Genomic DNA, 14,971 nt, shown 5'->3' with positions numbered 1-14,971 from the left:
AGAATTACGGATTACGCTGAATGCCTAACGCAAAACGCTTAAAGCTTAAAGCAGCATGCCTAAAGCAAAACACAATCAGCGTTCAGCATTAGGCATTCAGCGCTCAGCATAATCGTAATTAAAAAGTTATACGCGTTTAATGTCCGCGCCCAGCCTTCTCAGCCTCTCATCAATGTACTGGTAGCCGCGGTCTATTTGTTCAATATTTTGAATGGTGCTTTTGCCTTCTGCGCTCAGGGCGGCGATCAGCAGGGCCACCCCTGCCCGTATGTCGGGCGATGACATGGTAATACCCCTTAGCGCATGTTCCCGGCCCAGGCCTATTACAACGGCGCGGTGCGGATCGCACAGCACGATCTGGGCGCCCATATCAATCAGCTTATCCACAAAGAACAGGCGGCTCTCAAACATTTTCTGGTGTATCATTACACTGCCCTTGGCCTGGGTGGCTACTACCAGCACAATGCTCAGCAGGTCGGGAGTAAAGCCCGGCCAGGGATGATCGTACATGGTAAGGATGGACCCATCCAGGAACGTTTGTATCTCGTAAGAATCCTGTGCGGGTACATAAATATCATTGCCCCTCAGCTCCAGGTGAATACCCAGCTGGCGGAATTTTTCCGGTATAATACCCAGGTGCTCTACCCCGGCATTGCGGATGGTGATTTCGCTCTGCGTCATGGCAGCCAGCCCTATAAAGGAGCCTATCTCGATCATATCCGGCAGCATAGCATGGCTGCAGCCTTTCAGGGAAGTTACGCCCTCAATGGTGATCAGGTTGGAACCTACCCCGCTGATGTTAGCCCCCATGCTGTTCAGCATTTTGCACAGCTGTTGTATATAGGGTTCGCAGGCAGCGTTGTAAATAGTGGTGGTGCCTTTGGCCATTACGGCGGCCATTACAATATTGGCCGTACCGGTTACAGAAGGTTCATCCAGCAGCATATAGGTGCCTTTTAAACCGTCTGCAGCTTCCAGGCGGAAAAAGTTATCATCTGTATCGTACACAAACTGTACGCCCAGCTTCTCAAAGCCAATAATATGTGTATCCAGGCGGCGGCGGCCAATTTTATCACCCCCAGGTTTGGGAATGTAGGCTTTGCCATAGCGGGCCAGCAGCGGGCCGGCTATCATTACAGAGCCCCTGAGGCGGCCGGATTTCTTTTTAAATTCGGCACTCTGCAGGTAAGCCATATCAATATTGGCGGCGGTAAATTCGCAGGTATCGCGCGATACACGATTCACGGCTACCCCAATATCTGCCAGCAGCTCTATCAGCAGGTTTACATCCAGGATGTCCGGGATGTTGCTGATGGTTACCTTTTCCGGCGTAAGCAATACCGCGCTGATGATCTGTAATGCTTCGTTCTTGGCGCCCTGGGGCACAATATCCCCTTTGAGGCGGTTACCGCCCCTTACTTCAAAAGCACTGCTCACTTGTTCCTATTTTTGTTATTGTACTTATTGTTGCTGTGCTTACCACCGGCTTTGCCGTTGTTGCTCTTAAATTTATTTTGCTGGAAGGATTTGCGCTTCATGCTGCCTCCACCGCTACTGGTATTACCGCTGCGGGGAAACTCGTTACCGCTGTTACCTCCGCTGAAGCTGGCAGTTGCCACATGGCTGCTGCCGGTGCCGGCATGGTATTCCAGCTGCCCATTGGTAATGGTGTTCAGCTCTGAACGTACCGCATCGTCATGCACACTTTCTTTGTGCCAGTTGCTGTAAGCCAGTTTCATGTAGTTGCCGATACATTGGGTAAACCCTTCTTTTTTCTCCGGGTTCTCTTCATGCAGAGCCTTGTCAATCACCATTTCCAGGTTTTTGCCAAAGTGGCGCAGCTTGGGATATTTTTTAGGATACGTAAGCTTTTCAGGCTTATATTTCAGCGTTTCCCGGGTGGGTATGGGGTAGGGAGATTCTACATTCAGCTTAAAATTAGAGATCAGGAACAGGTGATCCCACAGCTTATGCCGGAAATCCTCTACGTTCCTGAGGTGGGGGTTCAGGGTGCCCATCAGCTCTATTAAGGCCATAGCCTGGCCCTGGCGTTGTTCCTCATCTTCAAGGCTTAGCAGGTATTCGATCATCTTTTGAATATTCCTGCCGTATTCCTTCATTATTAAATGATTACGGGTTGTATTGTATTCCATTAGAAGAATTATCTATAGTATAAAAGTCAATAAATTTGTTCGGATTGTTAAGTCAACTTTACGCGAAGAAACAAAGTAAGGAATAAAGTGTACTTTGCTGTGAAGTAACCGTAGCTGCAAACTTAGCAAAAAAACCTCAAATATACTTTACAATATGCCTGCCATTTTAATGCTACACGGCGCATTGGGCACTCAAGCACAATTTTTACCCCTGCGTTCCCTGTTAGAAGAACAGCACACCGTTTATACATTCGATTTTATTGGCCATGGCCTGGCTGAGCCGGCCAAAGAAGGTATTAGCGTGCCGCTGCTTGCACAGCAGGTGCTGGATCAGCTGGATGCATATGGGCTGAACGCTATCCCCCTTTTTGGTTACAGCATGGGCGGGTATGTGGCTATGTACCTGGCCCGGCATTACCCGCAGCGGGTGAGTAAAGTGATCACATTAGCTACCAAGTACCACTGGAATGCTGCTATTGCCGCCAAAGAAGTGAACATGCTGGATGCCGCTGTTATTGAACAAAAGGTGCCTGCCTTTGCTACGGCTTTAGAGCAGCGCCATGCCCGGCAGGATTGGAAAAGGGTGTTATCCCATACCGCAGGCCTGATGCAGCAGCTGGGCCTGCAGCCTTTACTGGCAGCGGAAGACTATGCGGCCATTACTATCCCGGCCCTGCTGATGCTGGGCGACCGGGATTCGATGGTGACCTTAACAGAAACGGTGGAAGTGTACCGTGCCTTACCCCAGGCACAGCTGGCCGTGCTGCCCAACACACCGCATCCGCTGGAAAAGGTGGATCCTGCGCTGGTAGCGGCGCTGCTACAAAGATTTTTAAATGAATAACGCTGTATTATTCATAGTACGTGAAGGAGGTTATGCTTACATACAGTAGCTACAGTTTAGTGTTAGCTTGTTAAGCTTTAATTCACAACGTTCTTTTCACAACGGGATTCGCTCAGGGCTATTCAACTACATTGATGGTACGGTAAAAGCTCTCTTCCAGGGAAATGAGGGTTTCCGTTCTTTCAATGCCTTTGATCTTCTGCAGTTCATCATGTAATATTCTCCGCAGCTGGGTAATGTCTTTACAGATGATCTCTGCAAACATGCTGTAGCTGCCGGTTGTATAGTTCAGGCGTACCATTTCAGGTATCTTTCGCAGTTCTTTAGCCACGGTGTCGTACATCGAACTCTTCTCCAGGTAAATACCAATAAAGGCTATTACATCGTACCCGATCATTTTTAAATCTACATGTAATTTTGTACCTTTAACGATACCCAGTTCTTGTAGTTTCTTCATCCTTACGTGGATCGTTCCACCGGAAACAAACAATTTCTTCCCGAGGTCAGCGTAGGAGATCTCTGCGTTGTTCATCATTTCACTGATGATCTGAAGATCAAGTTTGTCAATATTCAAATTGTGGCTCATTTTTACAATTTGTTTTTGATTGTTTTAAATACCCATGCAAATATTTAAAAAATATCGAAATTTCAAAAATTTTTCTTAAAAAATTTGCAAAAAATCCCCTCTCTGTTTAGATTTGCATCATTGAAAGTTTGAAAAACGGAAATAAGCCAGGCTAAAAAGTAGCCCACGCCTTCCGGAACAAATTGCCAACATATACTGTGGGGTGATGGAATTGGCAGACATGCCCTCTTGTCTCGAGGGTGGGGAGTCCAGGATAAACATAGCGTAATGGGTTGACCACTAATCTTATTTGTGCTAAGGCTAACTGCCCCGTGGAGGTTCGAATCCTTCTCCTACAGCTTTTAACGGCCGTTTCAAGTAATTGGAACGGCCGTTTTGTTTCTTAGCCGCATCCAAAATAGATTGTTATCCACCTGAGTCCCCTGCCGTCAAATATATCCATTATAATATGAACATCTTCATAAGATCTGCATCTTTCCTTTGATTTTGATAAACAAAACCCGCAAATGAGATATTTTTGCGCTAATGGGACAAAAGAAACTGCAGCGTTTTGCTGAGATCGAGACTTTTCCGAATGTGCTGATATACCCGGAGAACATGCCCGGTAAGTGGGCCGGCTTTTTTGGCAATCAAAATCCGCTTACCCTGGAGCTGGCCTGCGGCAAGGGGGATTATACCCTGGCCCTGGCCCGGCGGTTTCCGGAACAGAACTTCCTGGGCGTGGACCTGAAAGGTAACCGCATATGGCGGGGCGCCAAAACTGCTATAGAGGAGCCCTTACGGAATGTGGCCTTCCTGCGTACCCAGATTGATAAGCTGGACCGGTATTTTGCACCGGGAGAGATCGGCGAGATCTGGATCACTTTCCCTGACCCGTTCCTGCGCCAGTCAAAATCAAAAAAGCGGCTTACCCATCCAAAATTCTTGCAGCTATACCAGCCCCTGCTGGCGCCGGGCGCTACCATCAATCTGAAAACAGACAGTCCGGAGCTGTATGCCTTTACCAAAGAAGTAATAGCGGCCTGTAATTGTGAAACCCTGGAAGATATCAGCGACGTATATGCGCTACCGGAAGTACCTGCCCTGTTACAGATCAAAACATTTTATGAAGGCATGCACCTCAGTAACGGGCGCACCATCCGCTACCTGCGTTTCCGCCTGCCGGCTGCACCCATTAACTGGCGCGAGATAAAGCTAACTGCAGATGCAGCCACTGAAGGAGCATATTGATTTTTATTATAACGAACACGGCTATATGGTATTTACCGCACAGTACCACCTGAACCGCGGAAACTGTTGTGGAAATGGCTGTAAACATTGTCCATTTGATTATGAAAAAGTCCCGGAGCCCAAAAGAACCACCCTCCTTGCCGCCCGCCAAAAGCAGCAGGAAGAAGGACCCAGCGGAAACTAACTCCTTTTTTCCAAGGGTATATGAATTAGTGCGGCAAATACCCAAAGGCCGTGTAACCTCTTATGGTGCGCTGGCAGAAGCCTCCGGCCTTCGCATAACCGCACGTATGGTAGGCTGGGCTATGTATGCAGCCCCTACAGCCAAACCGCCCATACCCGCGCACCGCGTAGTGAACAGCAGTGGGGTATTAAGCGGTAAAGATCATTTTGAAACTCCTACCCTTATGCAGGAGCTGCTGGAGCAGGAAGGAATTATTATAAAGAAAGATAAAATTCAAGATTTTAAAACCGTATTTTGGGACCCGGTAACCTCCCAAAAAGGGACAAGAAGAAAAGCAGCGGGCAAAAAAAACGAAGTGTAGATTACAATAACAAACAGATAACAAATTACTACGGCCTGTTATCCTGAAAATTTATTATGTCGGCATTAAAACTTAAGCTGGATCAAGATCAGCTGGTAGAAGATTTCTTTGATTGTACCCACCTGGTGGGCATCGTATCTGCTGCCCGTGATTATCAGCTGTGCTGGCAATTGAATAAACAGCTGTTTTATCATTTCCGGGTAAACAATTCCCTGGAAATAAAACTGACCAAACACCAGCGCGCTTTTTATTTTACAGTATTTGAGTTTCAGGAGCCTACGAAGTCCGTATCACACTATCTTTACAATAATCACTGCAAGGCAGAGTTTTTGTTGCCTGAATTAAAGAATATAGATTATCTGTGGCTGATCAAAGGGGATTACTACCAGCTGCAGGATGTGAAAAAATTAACAGAGGAATTACGCCGCGTAGAGCTAGTACAATTAGTATCTTTATTGGACCTAAGAGATATCAAAAATAAGGTGAACCTTATATTTTAACAGGACAAAAAAGGACAGTAAACCGTTTAGGGATTCCCGTTACCAGCTCCGTGCATTTTATTGTTTTAACATAAACCTATTTTATGTGGCAGGAAAAGAACAATCAGCTGTACCGTTCTTTCGAGTTCAGTGACTTCAAGGAAGCCTTTGCTTTTATGACCAAAGTAGCGCTGGCCGCAGAGAAAATGGATCACCATCCATACTGGACCAATGTTTACAACAAGGTGGAAATATACCTTAACACGCATGATGCGGGCAATGTGGTAACGGAAAAAGATCACCGGTTGGCTAAAACCATTGACGGTTTGTTATAAACATATATTAAATACCTGTGAAGCGGATCGCTTATTTATTCTTATTCATTTGTTATTCCGCTGGCATACACGCCCAACCACCCACTGAAGATACTTTATCAATAGATATGGGGGCGCCACCTGCCAGCGCTGACCTGCGCCCCTACATATACAGCCTGGATATGCCCGGCCGGTCCTTTTCCCTCTCACAAATTAACCAGCAAACATTTACACATCAGCCCGAACTGTTCCACCCCCAGCCCCGGTATAACAAACAGCCGCATAACTGCTGGCTGAAATTCACCATCCGCAATACCGGCCTTAAAGACAGCAGCCTCACCTTCTTTACCGGCTGGCATGACTTTATGTACTGGTATGCCGGTACCCATAACCACTACCAGCTGTTATCACAAACCGGTTTAATGCTGGACCGTGGTAATGTAAACCGCTGGGAACGTTATGCATTTCCCGTAGTGGTGCCTGCCGGGCAGTCACGTACTTTTTTACTGCACATCATTAACCGGTCGTATAACGAAAGCGCGCTGATGCCCGTGCTGTATGATGGCCTGGGGTATGAACGTTTCCGTAACCACCAGATCAATACCTTCCGCGCAGAAGCTGTAGTGATACAGGTGCTGCTGGGCATGTTGTTAGTATTCCTAACCATTGCCATTATCAATTACATACAGCTGCCCGACCGCTCTTACCTGTACTTTGCAGCCTACATCCTGGGCCTCATAATGTTCTTTGCCCTGCGTTTGGAAAGCAAGCCTTACCAGCTGTCTGTTTTTCACCGCTGGCCCATGTTAAAGTATTACTGGAATATTCCGGCGCTGCTGTTCTGCTTTTACCTGATGTACCTGATGTTTGGCAATGCCTTCCTGAACCTGAAGGAAAGGTACCCTTACATGGAACGCATTTTTACCATTGCAGCTGCCTGTACCGGGGGGGTGATCATTATTTTCTTTTACTGCATTGCCCAGCAGCTATATCACGTGCCGGGTATTATTTACAGCTATTTATACCTGGGCCTGTTGCTGCCGCAGCTGATCGTATTTGTAGCGCTGGCAAAACGTTCCCGCCACCATCCGCTGGTGCGTTTTTTCCTGTTGGGCTCTATCTGTTATTACCTAGCCAGCCTGCTGGGTTTTATTTTCCAGATAAAACCCCTGGGCTTCTTTAATGCACTGGGCATGTTTTCCGCGCCTAACATGCCTATGATAGCAGGCGTATTCTTACAGGCTATGTTTTTCCTGGCGGGATTAAGCTACCGCAACAAGCTAGTGCATCATGAACGCACCAAAACCCAGGAAATGCTTATTAAACAATTGAATAAGAATAAGGAATTACAACGTAAGCTGAATGAGCAGCTGGAAGAGCTGGTAAAGGAACAAACCTCTGAAATACTGCGTAAAAAGCAGGAGCTGGAAGAGCAGCGGCAAATACAGCTGAATATAGAGTACGATAAAAAGCTGACGGAAATAGAGCTGAAAGCCATTCGTGCGCAGATCAATCCGCACTTTATTTTTAACTGCCTGAATTCCATCCAGCTGTTTGTAATGCAGCGGGATTATGAATATGCGCAGAAATACCTGTCTGATTTCTCCTATCTCATACGCAAAACCCTGGATTTTTCACGGCGCAATTTTATTACCTTAACAGACGAGATCACCTACCTCAATACTTATCTTGGCCTGGAAAAAATGCGCTTTGAAAATAAAATGGAGTATGACATAAGGGTAGACCCGGCTATTGCCACTACGGAGCTGGAAATTCCGGCCATGCTGCTACAGCCTTATGTTGAAAATGCCGTGAAGTATGGTATGACCAATCCCAATCAACCTATAGGGCGGCTGATCATCCGCTTCCAGCAGCTGGCCGGCGATATACTGGAATGTATTGTTGAAGATAACGGCATTGGCATTACCCGCTCTAAAGAGCTGCGTACCTTGCCTAAACATCACCAGTCATCCGGTATGGAAATAAGCTCTAACCGCGCGGAGCTATTGAACAAAATGTATAATACAGATATACATATTGAGGTGATTGATAAATTCGCCCGGAATTTTACAGAAAGCGGTACTATTGTAAGAATTTTAATACCACAACTTTAGTAGCCTAAGTTAGACCCCTGGATTAAAATATGATAAAAGCTATTATTATAGATGATGAGCGCAATAGCCGGGATATCATTTCCCTGATGCTGGGCAAATACTGTCCGCAGGTGCAAATTGCCGATACCGCATCTGATTGCGCAGATGGCATCAGTAAAATAAAGCAACATCAGCCACAATTGGTTTTCCTGGATCTTGAAATGCCGGATGGCACCGGGTTCGACGTGCTGCAGGGCACCCAGGACGAGGCCTCTTTTGAAGCTGTATTTGTGACTGCTTTTGAAAAAAAGTTCCTGCACGCCATCCGCTTCAGTGAAGTAGAGATCATTTTAAAACCTATTGATAAAGAAAGCCTGCTGCAGGCCGTGCAAACGGTATCCCAGCGCATAAATTCACAGGCCAGCAAAAACCGCTACCGCGTATTGCTGGATAATTTTAACCACGGCAAACAGGCTAACTGGAACTTATTACTCCCCCTGGCCAACAGCCAGGAAACTACTATACGCACTACGGCTATTGAATACCTGGAATCCGGTATGGAAGGTTGCAGCTTTTACCTGGAAGATGGTACTGTATTGCAGGTAGAGCGCAGCTTCCGGCATTATGCCGACCTGTTTATACCCCTGCGTTTTTACCAGGTGAACAATACCCAAATGGTACAGCTTTCGCATATTAACCGCGTAATGAATGATAGCCAGCATATCCTGCTAAACAGTGGTGCACAGCTGGAAATAACGGAGCGGAGGAAGAAGGATCTGTTGAGTTTTTACCGGTAAAGTCCATGGTCCATAGTCGATGGTCCATGGCATTGATCGCTATAAAAGGTATCCCGGGAAGCGTGTAATTGTGGTAAATAGCTAAAATGGCAGTATTTTAGCTATATCATATAAAAATATCACTATGAAAAATCGTGCTTTGCAGGTATGCTGCGGAATACTGGCTGCTGGTATCTTATTAAGCAGCTGTGTTACAACGCATAATCCTAATGGCTTACCACCCGGACAACAGAAAAAGATCTATGGAACAAAATCTGCAAAACCGTTTGCACCGGGGCAGCAGAAGAAAGGATACTAATAAAAAAAGTTCCGGTTGTAGCCGGAACTTTTTTTATTACTGAATATGTCAGGCTGTTTATCCGTTCATGGATATCAGGAATTCTTCATTATTCTTAGTACCGCGCATGTGCTGCAGCATAAAGTTCATGGATTCTTCCGTGTTCATATCGGCCAGGTGGTTGCGCAGAATGTAGATGCGTTTCAGCATATCCTTTTCCAGCAGCAATTCATCACGGCGTGTAGACGATGCCGTTACATCAATAGCCGGGAATACACGCCTGTTGGCCAGCTTACGATCCAGCTGCAGCTCCATATTACCGGTACCTTTAAATTCTTCAAAGATCACCTCATCCATTTTAGAACCGGTGTCTATCAAAGCGGTAGCCAGTATGGTTAAGGAACCGCCGTTTTCAATTTTACGGGCAGCGCCAAAGAACTGCTTGGGTTTTTGCATGGCGTTGGCTTCCACACCACCGCTCAGTACCTTACCGGATGCCGGCGCCACGGTATTGTGGGCACGGGCCAAACGGGTAATGGAATCCAGCAGTATCACTACATCATGTCCGCACTCTACCAAACGTTTTGCTTTTTGCAATGCAATGGCAGATACTTTCACGTGTTTTTCCGCAGGTTCATCAAAGGTAGAAGCAATGACTTCTGCCTTCACGCTGCGTTCCATATCGGTTACTTCCTCAGGGCGTTCGTCTATCAGCACCACCATCAGGTAAACTTCCGGGTGGTTGGTAGCAATAGCGTTGGCCACTTCTTTCAGCAACATGGTTTTACCCACTTTAGGCTGCGCTACTATCAGTCCGCGCTGGCCTTTACCAATGGGGGTAAACATATCCATGATGCGGGTGGAGTAGTTATTGGAAGTAGTTGTTAATCTCAGCTTTTCGAAAGGGAACAAGGGGGTCAGGTAATCGAAAGGCACGCGGTCGCGCACTTCTTCCGGTGACTTGCCGTTGATGGTTTCCACTTTCAGTAAAGCAAAATATTTTTCCCCTTCTTTCGGCGGGCGTACAGAACCTTTCACGGTATCGCCGGTTTTTAAGCCGAACAGTTTTATCTGGGAGGGAGAAACATAAATATCATCGGGCGAGCTGAGGTAATTGTAATCAGATGAGCGCAGGAAGCCATAGCCATCGGGCATCATTTCCAATACGCCTTCACTTACTATTATACCGTCAAACTCAATATTGAATACAGGTTCTTTTTTCGGCTGAAAACGTTGCGGCTGGGCCTGCGGTTGCGGCTTGCCGGCAGCGGGGAAAAGTGTTTCGTCGGGTAACACAAAGTCATCGTCGTCATCCTCTTCCTCTTCTTCCTCCTCTACTGCAACCGGTTCTTCTTCATGCGTTTCATCTTCTGTAAAAGCCGGTAATACAATATCGTCGTCGTCATCAAATGTGAGGGAAGGAATGCTATCCAGGTCTATATCAAAATCTTTTGTTTTTGATTTAGGAGCGGCTGGCTTCACCGGCTGCTCATCTTCCTGATCGTGATCATCATGGTCGGCTCCTTTAGTTTTGGCGCCGGGTTTTCTTCCACGTTTGGCAGGTTTTTCTTCTGCATGGGCAGGTTCTTCAGCTACTGGTGTTTCTTCTTCGTCTTTTTTAGTTGGTTTCCGTTTGCGTGTTTTCTTTTCTTCGCCGTTGGCCGGGTTACCTTCAGAGGCCATCACTGCCTGCTTGTCCAGGATTTTGTAGATGAGGTCCTGTTTGCTAAGTTTCTTTGCGTTGGTCACATCGAGTTTCTCTGCAATGTCAAGCAGCTCAGGAACGAGCATGTCGTTCAATTGTAAGATGTCGTACATCATCGTGTGTTGTCAAATTTTTTAGGAGTGTGTTTAGGCGGGTACCACTACATACCAACATACACCAATTACAAATAATTGTTTTTTTAAGTCCAATAAATTTAATTTGGTTATTAAATCTGATAGGGATTGTTGAGTTCAGGAACTGCTGATGAAGATGGAAATAATAAACTTGATCAGGCAGATAATAACTGCAAGATTAATACAACTTTTATTATTATCCAAAAAAAGTTGGATACCTGTATACCCTACAGATCATTGCCCATGGCAGGGTACACCCCTCTCAACCTTGCGGAAATCATAGCCGTGGCCTGTTCCGGCCGGCCTCTTTTTTCAGCCCGCCCTGGTATTGCCTTTTGCATTCTTAACAGATTTAACATTTTTTTGTGCTAATTGTGCAGGAACCTATTATTGGGTACTTATCCTGCCGGGTTATGGACTCTGGTGTTTAACCCTTATTTTTGCAGTCCTAAAAATCAAATTATGAGCCAAAGAGTTAAAGTCAAGCAAATATTGTCCGATGACAAGGTGCAATACGACGTAACGGTAAAAGGTTGGATACGGTCGTTCCGTAACAACCAGTTTATAGCGTTAAATGACGGCTCTACCAATAATAACCTGCAAATAGTTATAGAACCCGGTACAGATGCGGGTTTGCTCAAGCGCCTTACCACCGGCGCGGCCATTAGCGTAACAGGCGAGATCATTGCCTCCCTGGGTAAGGGACAAAAAGTGGAGCTGAAAGCCCGCGAGCTGGAAGTGCTGGGTGATTGTGACCCGGAAAAATACCCCCTGCAGCTAAAAAACCGGCCCAGCCTGGAGTACTTACGTGAAATAGCGCACCTGCGCTTCCGTACCAATACCTTTGGCGCCATTTTCCGGGTACGCCACTCACTGGCCTTTGCCGTGCACCAGTTCTTTAACGAAAGAGGATTTGTATACCTGCATACACCCGTGATTACCGCTTCTGATGCAGAAGGCGCCGGTGAAATGTTCCGCGTAACCACGCTGGACCTGAATAAGCCGCCCCGCACCGAAAGCGGCGATATTGATTTTAAGGAAGATTTCTTTGGGCGCGCTACCAACCTTACGGTATCCGGCCAGCTGGAGGGCGAACTGGGCGCTATGGCCTTTGGGGATATTTACACCTTTGGCCCCACTTTCCGTGCTGAAAATTCCAACACTGCCCGCCACCTGGCAGAATTCTGGATGATAGAACCTGAAATGGCGTTCTATGACCTGGAAGATAATATGAACCTGGCGGAAGCATTTATTAAATATGTGATCGGATATGTATTGCAGCACAACCGGGAAGACCTGGAATTTTTAGCCCAGCGCCTGGCAGAAGAAGAAAAGCAAAAACCCCAGCAGGAACGCAGTGAAATGGGACTGCTGGAAAAGCTGGAATTTGTGCTGAACAATGAATTTATGCGCCTTACCTATACAGAGGCCATTGATATTCTGAAGAACAGCAAACCCAATAAGAGCAAAAAGTTCAACTACCTGATAGAAGAATGGGGCGCAGACCTGCAAAGTGAACATGAGCGTTACCTGGTAGAAAAACATTTTAAGAAACCGGTAATATTAACGGATTACCCTGCCGCCATTAAAGCTTTTTATATGAAGCAGAATGAGGATGGTAAAACCGTACGTGCGATGGATATATTATTCCCCGGCATTGGGGAAATAGTGGGCGGTTCCCAGCGGGAAGAAAATTATGACAAGCTGGTAAAACGCATGCAGGAATTACACCTGCCTACGGAGGAGCTCAGCTGGTACCTGGATACCCGCCGTTTTGGTGCCTGCCCGCATGCTGGTTTTGGGTTGGGCTTTGAAAGGCTGGTGTTGTTTGTAACCGGTATGGGTAACATCCGCGATGTAATACCTTTCCCCAGAACGCCCAAGAGCGCTGAGTTTTAGTAGCGCGGCTTACAGCCGCGCGGTCCATAGTCGATGGTCCATAGTCCATTGCATGTTACAAGATGAAGAATATCTAAAGTAACAGCAAGGATGATGGACCATCTTCATTTATAATCACTTGTTTAACGCCGGTCAAATCTTTCCACACACAATGCTATGGACCATGGACCATCGACCATGGACTTTATGGAATTTCTCTGACAACTGCATCTATTAACAGCATCCATTTTCTCATATATAAACTGTTGTTGTATGGCAGAAATTAACACCGCATCACCCACTGGCCGCGGCTGGGGCGACGTACGCCGCAAAGTACATTCCACCCGCGTTGACATGACTCCTATGGTTGACCTGGGCTTTTTACTCATCACTTTTTTCATGCTTACCACCACCCTTGCAAAACCAAAAACAATGGACCTTACCATGCCCCGTGCGGATGGCGATTCCATGGCTTTACCGGATAGTAAAGCGCTTACCATTATGCTGGGCAGCCATGACCGTGTGGCCTGGTATGAAGGTATGGGTAATGATCCTGCACACCCGCCACAGGTGCAGTACAGCAGCTTTGCCGTACAGAAAGGCATTGGCGATGTAATACGCAGCAAACGCCGGCAGGTAATGGAAAAGTTCGGGAAGAATGAATTAATGGTGCTGATAAAAGCAGACAATACTTCCAACTATAAGAACGTAGTGGATATTATGGATGAAATGCTGATCAATAAGGTTGCCCGCTATGCAATGGTTGATATTACCGACCAGGAAAAAGGTTTCCTCCAGTAGTTTAGTTATACCCCGCTTCTCATATCTCCATACCTGTTACCCCGCCCTTTGTCAACTTAGCAATTGTACAAGGGGCTTTTTTGTGGGCATATTAATTCATGATCTTACATTTTTACGGTAACTTTATTTCTCCTAAATAAACCATTATGGCAACTATCACCCACTCCATCCCTGTTGTAGACCTGGCCGCCTTTACCTCCGGCGATGCCAAAAGCAAAGCAGCCTTTGTGCAGGCATTAGGAAAAGCTTATGAAGAAGTAGGTTTTGTAGCGGTAAAGAACCATGGTATCCCGGATGCGCTGATAGCCGACCTGTATAAATACGTACAACAATTTTTTGCATTACCCTCCGATACCAAGTACCAGTATGAGATCCCTGAGCTGGCCGGCCAGCGGGGCTATACCTCGTTTGGGAAGGAGCATGCCAAGGGCTTTGATGCCCCGGACCTGAAAGAATTTTTCCAATTCGGGCAAGAGGTGGAAGATGATGATCCGGTGAAAGATGAATACCCGCCGAATGTGGTGGTAAAAGAGGTGCCGGAGTTCACACCTACTTTTCATAAAGCATACCGTGCTTTTGAAAAAAGCGGTAAATACCTGCTGCAGGCTATTGCCATTTTCCTGGGGCTGGATGAGCATTATTTTGATACACAAGTGCATAATGGCAATTCTATTTTACGCGCCATCCATTACCCGCCCATTACACAGGAACCTAAATCCGCTATCCGTGCGGAGCAGCATGAAGATATTAACCTTATCACCCTGCTGGTAGGCGCCTCTGCCGACGGGTTGCAGATCCTGGACAAACAGAATAACTGGGTACCGGTTACTTCTCTGCCGGAACAAATTGTAGTGAATGTAGGCGATATGTTACAGCGCCTTACCAATAACCGTTTAAAATCCACCACCCACCGCGTGGTAAACCCGCCCCGGGAAATGTGGCATACCAGCCGTTACTCCATCCCGTTCTTCCTGCATCCCAAATCCGGCATGCCGCTGAATTGCCTGGAAAGCTGCATAACGGATACGCACCCACAGGAATATGCGCCCATTACTGCCGGTGAATATTTAGACGAGCGTTTAAGAGAGATCGGATTGAAAAAATGACCATTCAGCTTATTTGAGGTCTGAATGTT

At 46.6% G+C, this 14,971-nt stretch carries 16 protein-coding genes; 12 read left to right on the top strand and 4 right to left on the bottom strand.

Going from position 1 to position 14,971, the window contains the following annotated elements; genetic code table 11:
- Positions 1–126: 126 nt before the first annotated feature.
- The gene (murA, locus tag BMZ54_RS05985; protein ID WP_089907422.1) at positions 127–1,437 is read right to left on the bottom strand and encodes a UDP-N-acetylglucosamine 1-carboxyvinyltransferase; all 1,311 of its coding nucleotides are present in this window, start codon (positions 1,435–1,437) and stop codon (positions 127–129) included.
- The gene (locus BMZ54_RS05980; RefSeq protein WP_089907419.1) at positions 1,434–2,153 is read right to left on the bottom strand and encodes a DUF4290 domain-containing protein; all 720 of its coding nucleotides are present in this window, start codon (positions 2,151–2,153) and stop codon (positions 1,434–1,436) included. The genes murA and BMZ54_RS05980 overlap by 4 nt, the downstream gene beginning before the upstream one ends.
- Before the next feature lie 154 nt (positions 2,154–2,307).
- Between BMZ54_RS05980 and BMZ54_RS05975 the strand changes: the two genes are divergently transcribed.
- Positions 2,308–2,997 (top strand): alpha/beta fold hydrolase, encoded by a 690-nt coding sequence (locus tag BMZ54_RS05975; RefSeq protein ID WP_089907417.1) that lies wholly within the window; start codon positions 2,308–2,310, stop codon positions 2,995–2,997.
- A 118-nt stretch (positions 2,998–3,115) separates the two neighbouring features.
- On the opposite strand, the gene BMZ54_RS05970 is transcribed toward BMZ54_RS05975, so the two are convergent.
- Complete coding sequence (locus BMZ54_RS05970; RefSeq protein ID WP_029465139.1) at positions 3,116–3,583, bottom strand: Lrp/AsnC ligand binding domain-containing protein; 468 nt, start codon at positions 3,581–3,583, stop codon at positions 3,116–3,118.
- A 525-nt stretch (positions 3,584–4,108) separates the two neighbouring features.
- On the opposite strand from BMZ54_RS05970, the gene trmB reads away from it, so the two are divergent.
- From trmB to BMZ54_RS33115, 8 genes are all read left to right on the top strand, one after another.
- On the top strand, positions 4,109–4,813 hold the full coding sequence (trmB, locus tag BMZ54_RS05965) for a tRNA (guanosine(46)-N7)-methyltransferase TrmB (protein ID WP_089907415.1): 705 nt from the start codon (positions 4,109–4,111) through the stop codon (positions 4,811–4,813).
- Positions 4,788–4,997, top strand: a complete 210-nt coding sequence (locus tag BMZ54_RS33045) for a C1orf53 family protein (protein ID WP_089907413.1) — start codon at positions 4,788–4,790, stop codon at positions 4,995–4,997. Before trmB ends, BMZ54_RS33045 begins: the two co-directional genes overlap by 26 nt.
- Positions 4,915–5,358 (top strand): MGMT family protein, encoded by a 444-nt coding sequence (locus BMZ54_RS05955; protein ID WP_089907410.1) that lies wholly within the window; start codon positions 4,915–4,917, stop codon positions 5,356–5,358. Before BMZ54_RS33045 ends, BMZ54_RS05955 begins: the two co-directional genes overlap by 83 nt.
- Positions 5,359–5,414: 56 nt before the next feature.
- Positions 5,415–5,858, top strand: coding sequence for an IPExxxVDY family protein (locus BMZ54_RS05950; protein ID WP_089907408.1), 444 nt, complete (start codon positions 5,415–5,417; stop codon positions 5,856–5,858).
- Between the two features lie 83 nt (positions 5,859–5,941).
- On the top strand, positions 5,942–6,172 hold the full coding sequence (locus BMZ54_RS05945; protein ID WP_089907406.1) for a 4a-hydroxytetrahydrobiopterin dehydratase: 231 nt from the start codon (positions 5,942–5,944) through the stop codon (positions 6,170–6,172).
- A gap of 17 nt (positions 6,173–6,189) precedes the next feature.
- Positions 6,190–8,265: a histidine kinase gene (locus tag BMZ54_RS05940; protein ID WP_143080921.1), complete on the top strand. Its 2,076-nt coding sequence runs from the start codon at positions 6,190–6,192 to the stop codon at positions 8,263–8,265.
- Between the two features lie 29 nt (positions 8,266–8,294).
- Positions 8,295–9,041, top strand: coding sequence for a LytR/AlgR family response regulator transcription factor (locus BMZ54_RS05935; RefSeq protein ID WP_089907401.1), 747 nt, complete (start codon positions 8,295–8,297; stop codon positions 9,039–9,041).
- Positions 9,042–9,165: 124 nt separating this feature from the next.
- A complete protein-coding gene (locus BMZ54_RS33115) occupies positions 9,166–9,339 on the top strand; it encodes a hypothetical protein (RefSeq protein ID WP_202909143.1) in 174 nt (57 codons plus the stop codon).
- Between the two features lie 57 nt (positions 9,340–9,396).
- Here BMZ54_RS33115 and rho read toward each other — a convergent pair whose 3' ends face one another.
- The gene (rho, locus tag BMZ54_RS05930) at positions 9,397–11,136 is read right to left on the bottom strand and encodes a transcription termination factor Rho (RefSeq protein ID WP_089908426.1); all 1,740 of its coding nucleotides are present in this window, start codon (positions 11,134–11,136) and stop codon (positions 9,397–9,399) included.
- A 483-nt stretch (positions 11,137–11,619) separates the two neighbouring features.
- On the opposite strand from rho, the gene asnS reads away from it, so the two are divergent.
- From asnS to BMZ54_RS05910, 3 genes are all read left to right on the top strand, one after another.
- Entirely contained in the window at positions 11,620–13,056 is a 1,437-nt protein-coding gene (asnS, locus tag BMZ54_RS05920) for an asparagine--tRNA ligase (protein WP_202909142.1), read from the top strand.
- A 252-nt stretch (positions 13,057–13,308) separates the two neighbouring features.
- On the top strand, positions 13,309–13,836 hold the full coding sequence (locus BMZ54_RS05915; protein ID WP_089907397.1) for an ExbD/TolR family protein: 528 nt from the start codon (positions 13,309–13,311) through the stop codon (positions 13,834–13,836).
- Between the two features lie 146 nt (positions 13,837–13,982).
- Positions 13,983–14,942 carry an isopenicillin N synthase family dioxygenase gene (locus BMZ54_RS05910; protein ID WP_089907395.1) on the top strand — a complete coding sequence of 320 codons (960 nt, stop codon included), beginning with the start codon at positions 13,983–13,985 and terminating at the stop codon, positions 14,940–14,942.
- Positions 14,943–14,971: the final 29 nt, after the last annotated feature.

The organism is Chitinophaga rupis, from assembly GCF_900109685.1.
Lineage (GTDB): Bacteria > Bacteroidota > Bacteroidia > Chitinophagales > Chitinophagaceae > Chitinophaga > Chitinophaga rupis.
This window is presented reverse-complemented; position numbering and strand designations above follow the sequence as displayed.

What these genes read in the sequence shown, in the direction of transcription:
- BMZ54_RS05980 (WP_089907419.1), bottom strand. Translation starts at nt 2,153, where the DNA reads ATGGAATACAATACAACCCGTAATCATTTAATAATGAAGGAATACGGC.
- BMZ54_RS05975 (WP_089907417.1), top strand. Translation starts at nt 2,308, where the DNA reads ATGCCTGCCATTTTAATGCTACACGGCGCATTGGGCACTCAAGCACAA.
- BMZ54_RS05970 (WP_029465139.1), bottom strand. Translation starts at nt 3,583, where the DNA reads ATGAGCCACAATTTGAATATTGACAAACTTGATCTTCAGATCATCAGT.
- trmB (WP_089907415.1), top strand. Translation starts at nt 4,109, where the DNA reads ATGGGACAAAAGAAACTGCAGCGTTTTGCTGAGATCGAGACTTTTCCG.
- BMZ54_RS33045 (WP_089907413.1), top strand. Translation starts at nt 4,788, where the DNA reads ATGCAGCCACTGAAGGAGCATATTGATTTTTATTATAACGAACACGGC.
- BMZ54_RS05955 (WP_089907410.1), top strand. Translation starts at nt 4,915, where the DNA reads ATGAAAAAGTCCCGGAGCCCAAAAGAACCACCCTCCTTGCCGCCCGCC.
- BMZ54_RS05950 (WP_089907408.1), top strand. Translation starts at nt 5,415, where the DNA reads ATGTCGGCATTAAAACTTAAGCTGGATCAAGATCAGCTGGTAGAAGAT.
- BMZ54_RS05945 (WP_089907406.1), top strand. Translation starts at nt 5,942, where the DNA reads ATGTGGCAGGAAAAGAACAATCAGCTGTACCGTTCTTTCGAGTTCAGT.
- BMZ54_RS05935 (WP_089907401.1), top strand. Translation starts at nt 8,295, where the DNA reads ATGATAAAAGCTATTATTATAGATGATGAGCGCAATAGCCGGGATATC.
- BMZ54_RS33115 (WP_202909143.1), top strand. Translation starts at nt 9,166, where the DNA reads ATGAAAAATCGTGCTTTGCAGGTATGCTGCGGAATACTGGCTGCTGGT.
- rho (WP_089908426.1), bottom strand. Translation starts at nt 11,136, where the DNA reads ATGTACGACATCTTACAATTGAACGACATGCTCGTTCCTGAGCTGCTT.
- asnS (WP_202909142.1), top strand. Translation starts at nt 11,620, where the DNA reads ATGAGCCAAAGAGTTAAAGTCAAGCAAATATTGTCCGATGACAAGGTG.
- BMZ54_RS05915 (WP_089907397.1), top strand. Translation starts at nt 13,309, where the DNA reads ATGGCAGAAATTAACACCGCATCACCCACTGGCCGCGGCTGGGGCGAC.
- BMZ54_RS05910 (WP_089907395.1), top strand. Translation starts at nt 13,983, where the DNA reads ATGGCAACTATCACCCACTCCATCCCTGTTGTAGACCTGGCCGCCTTT.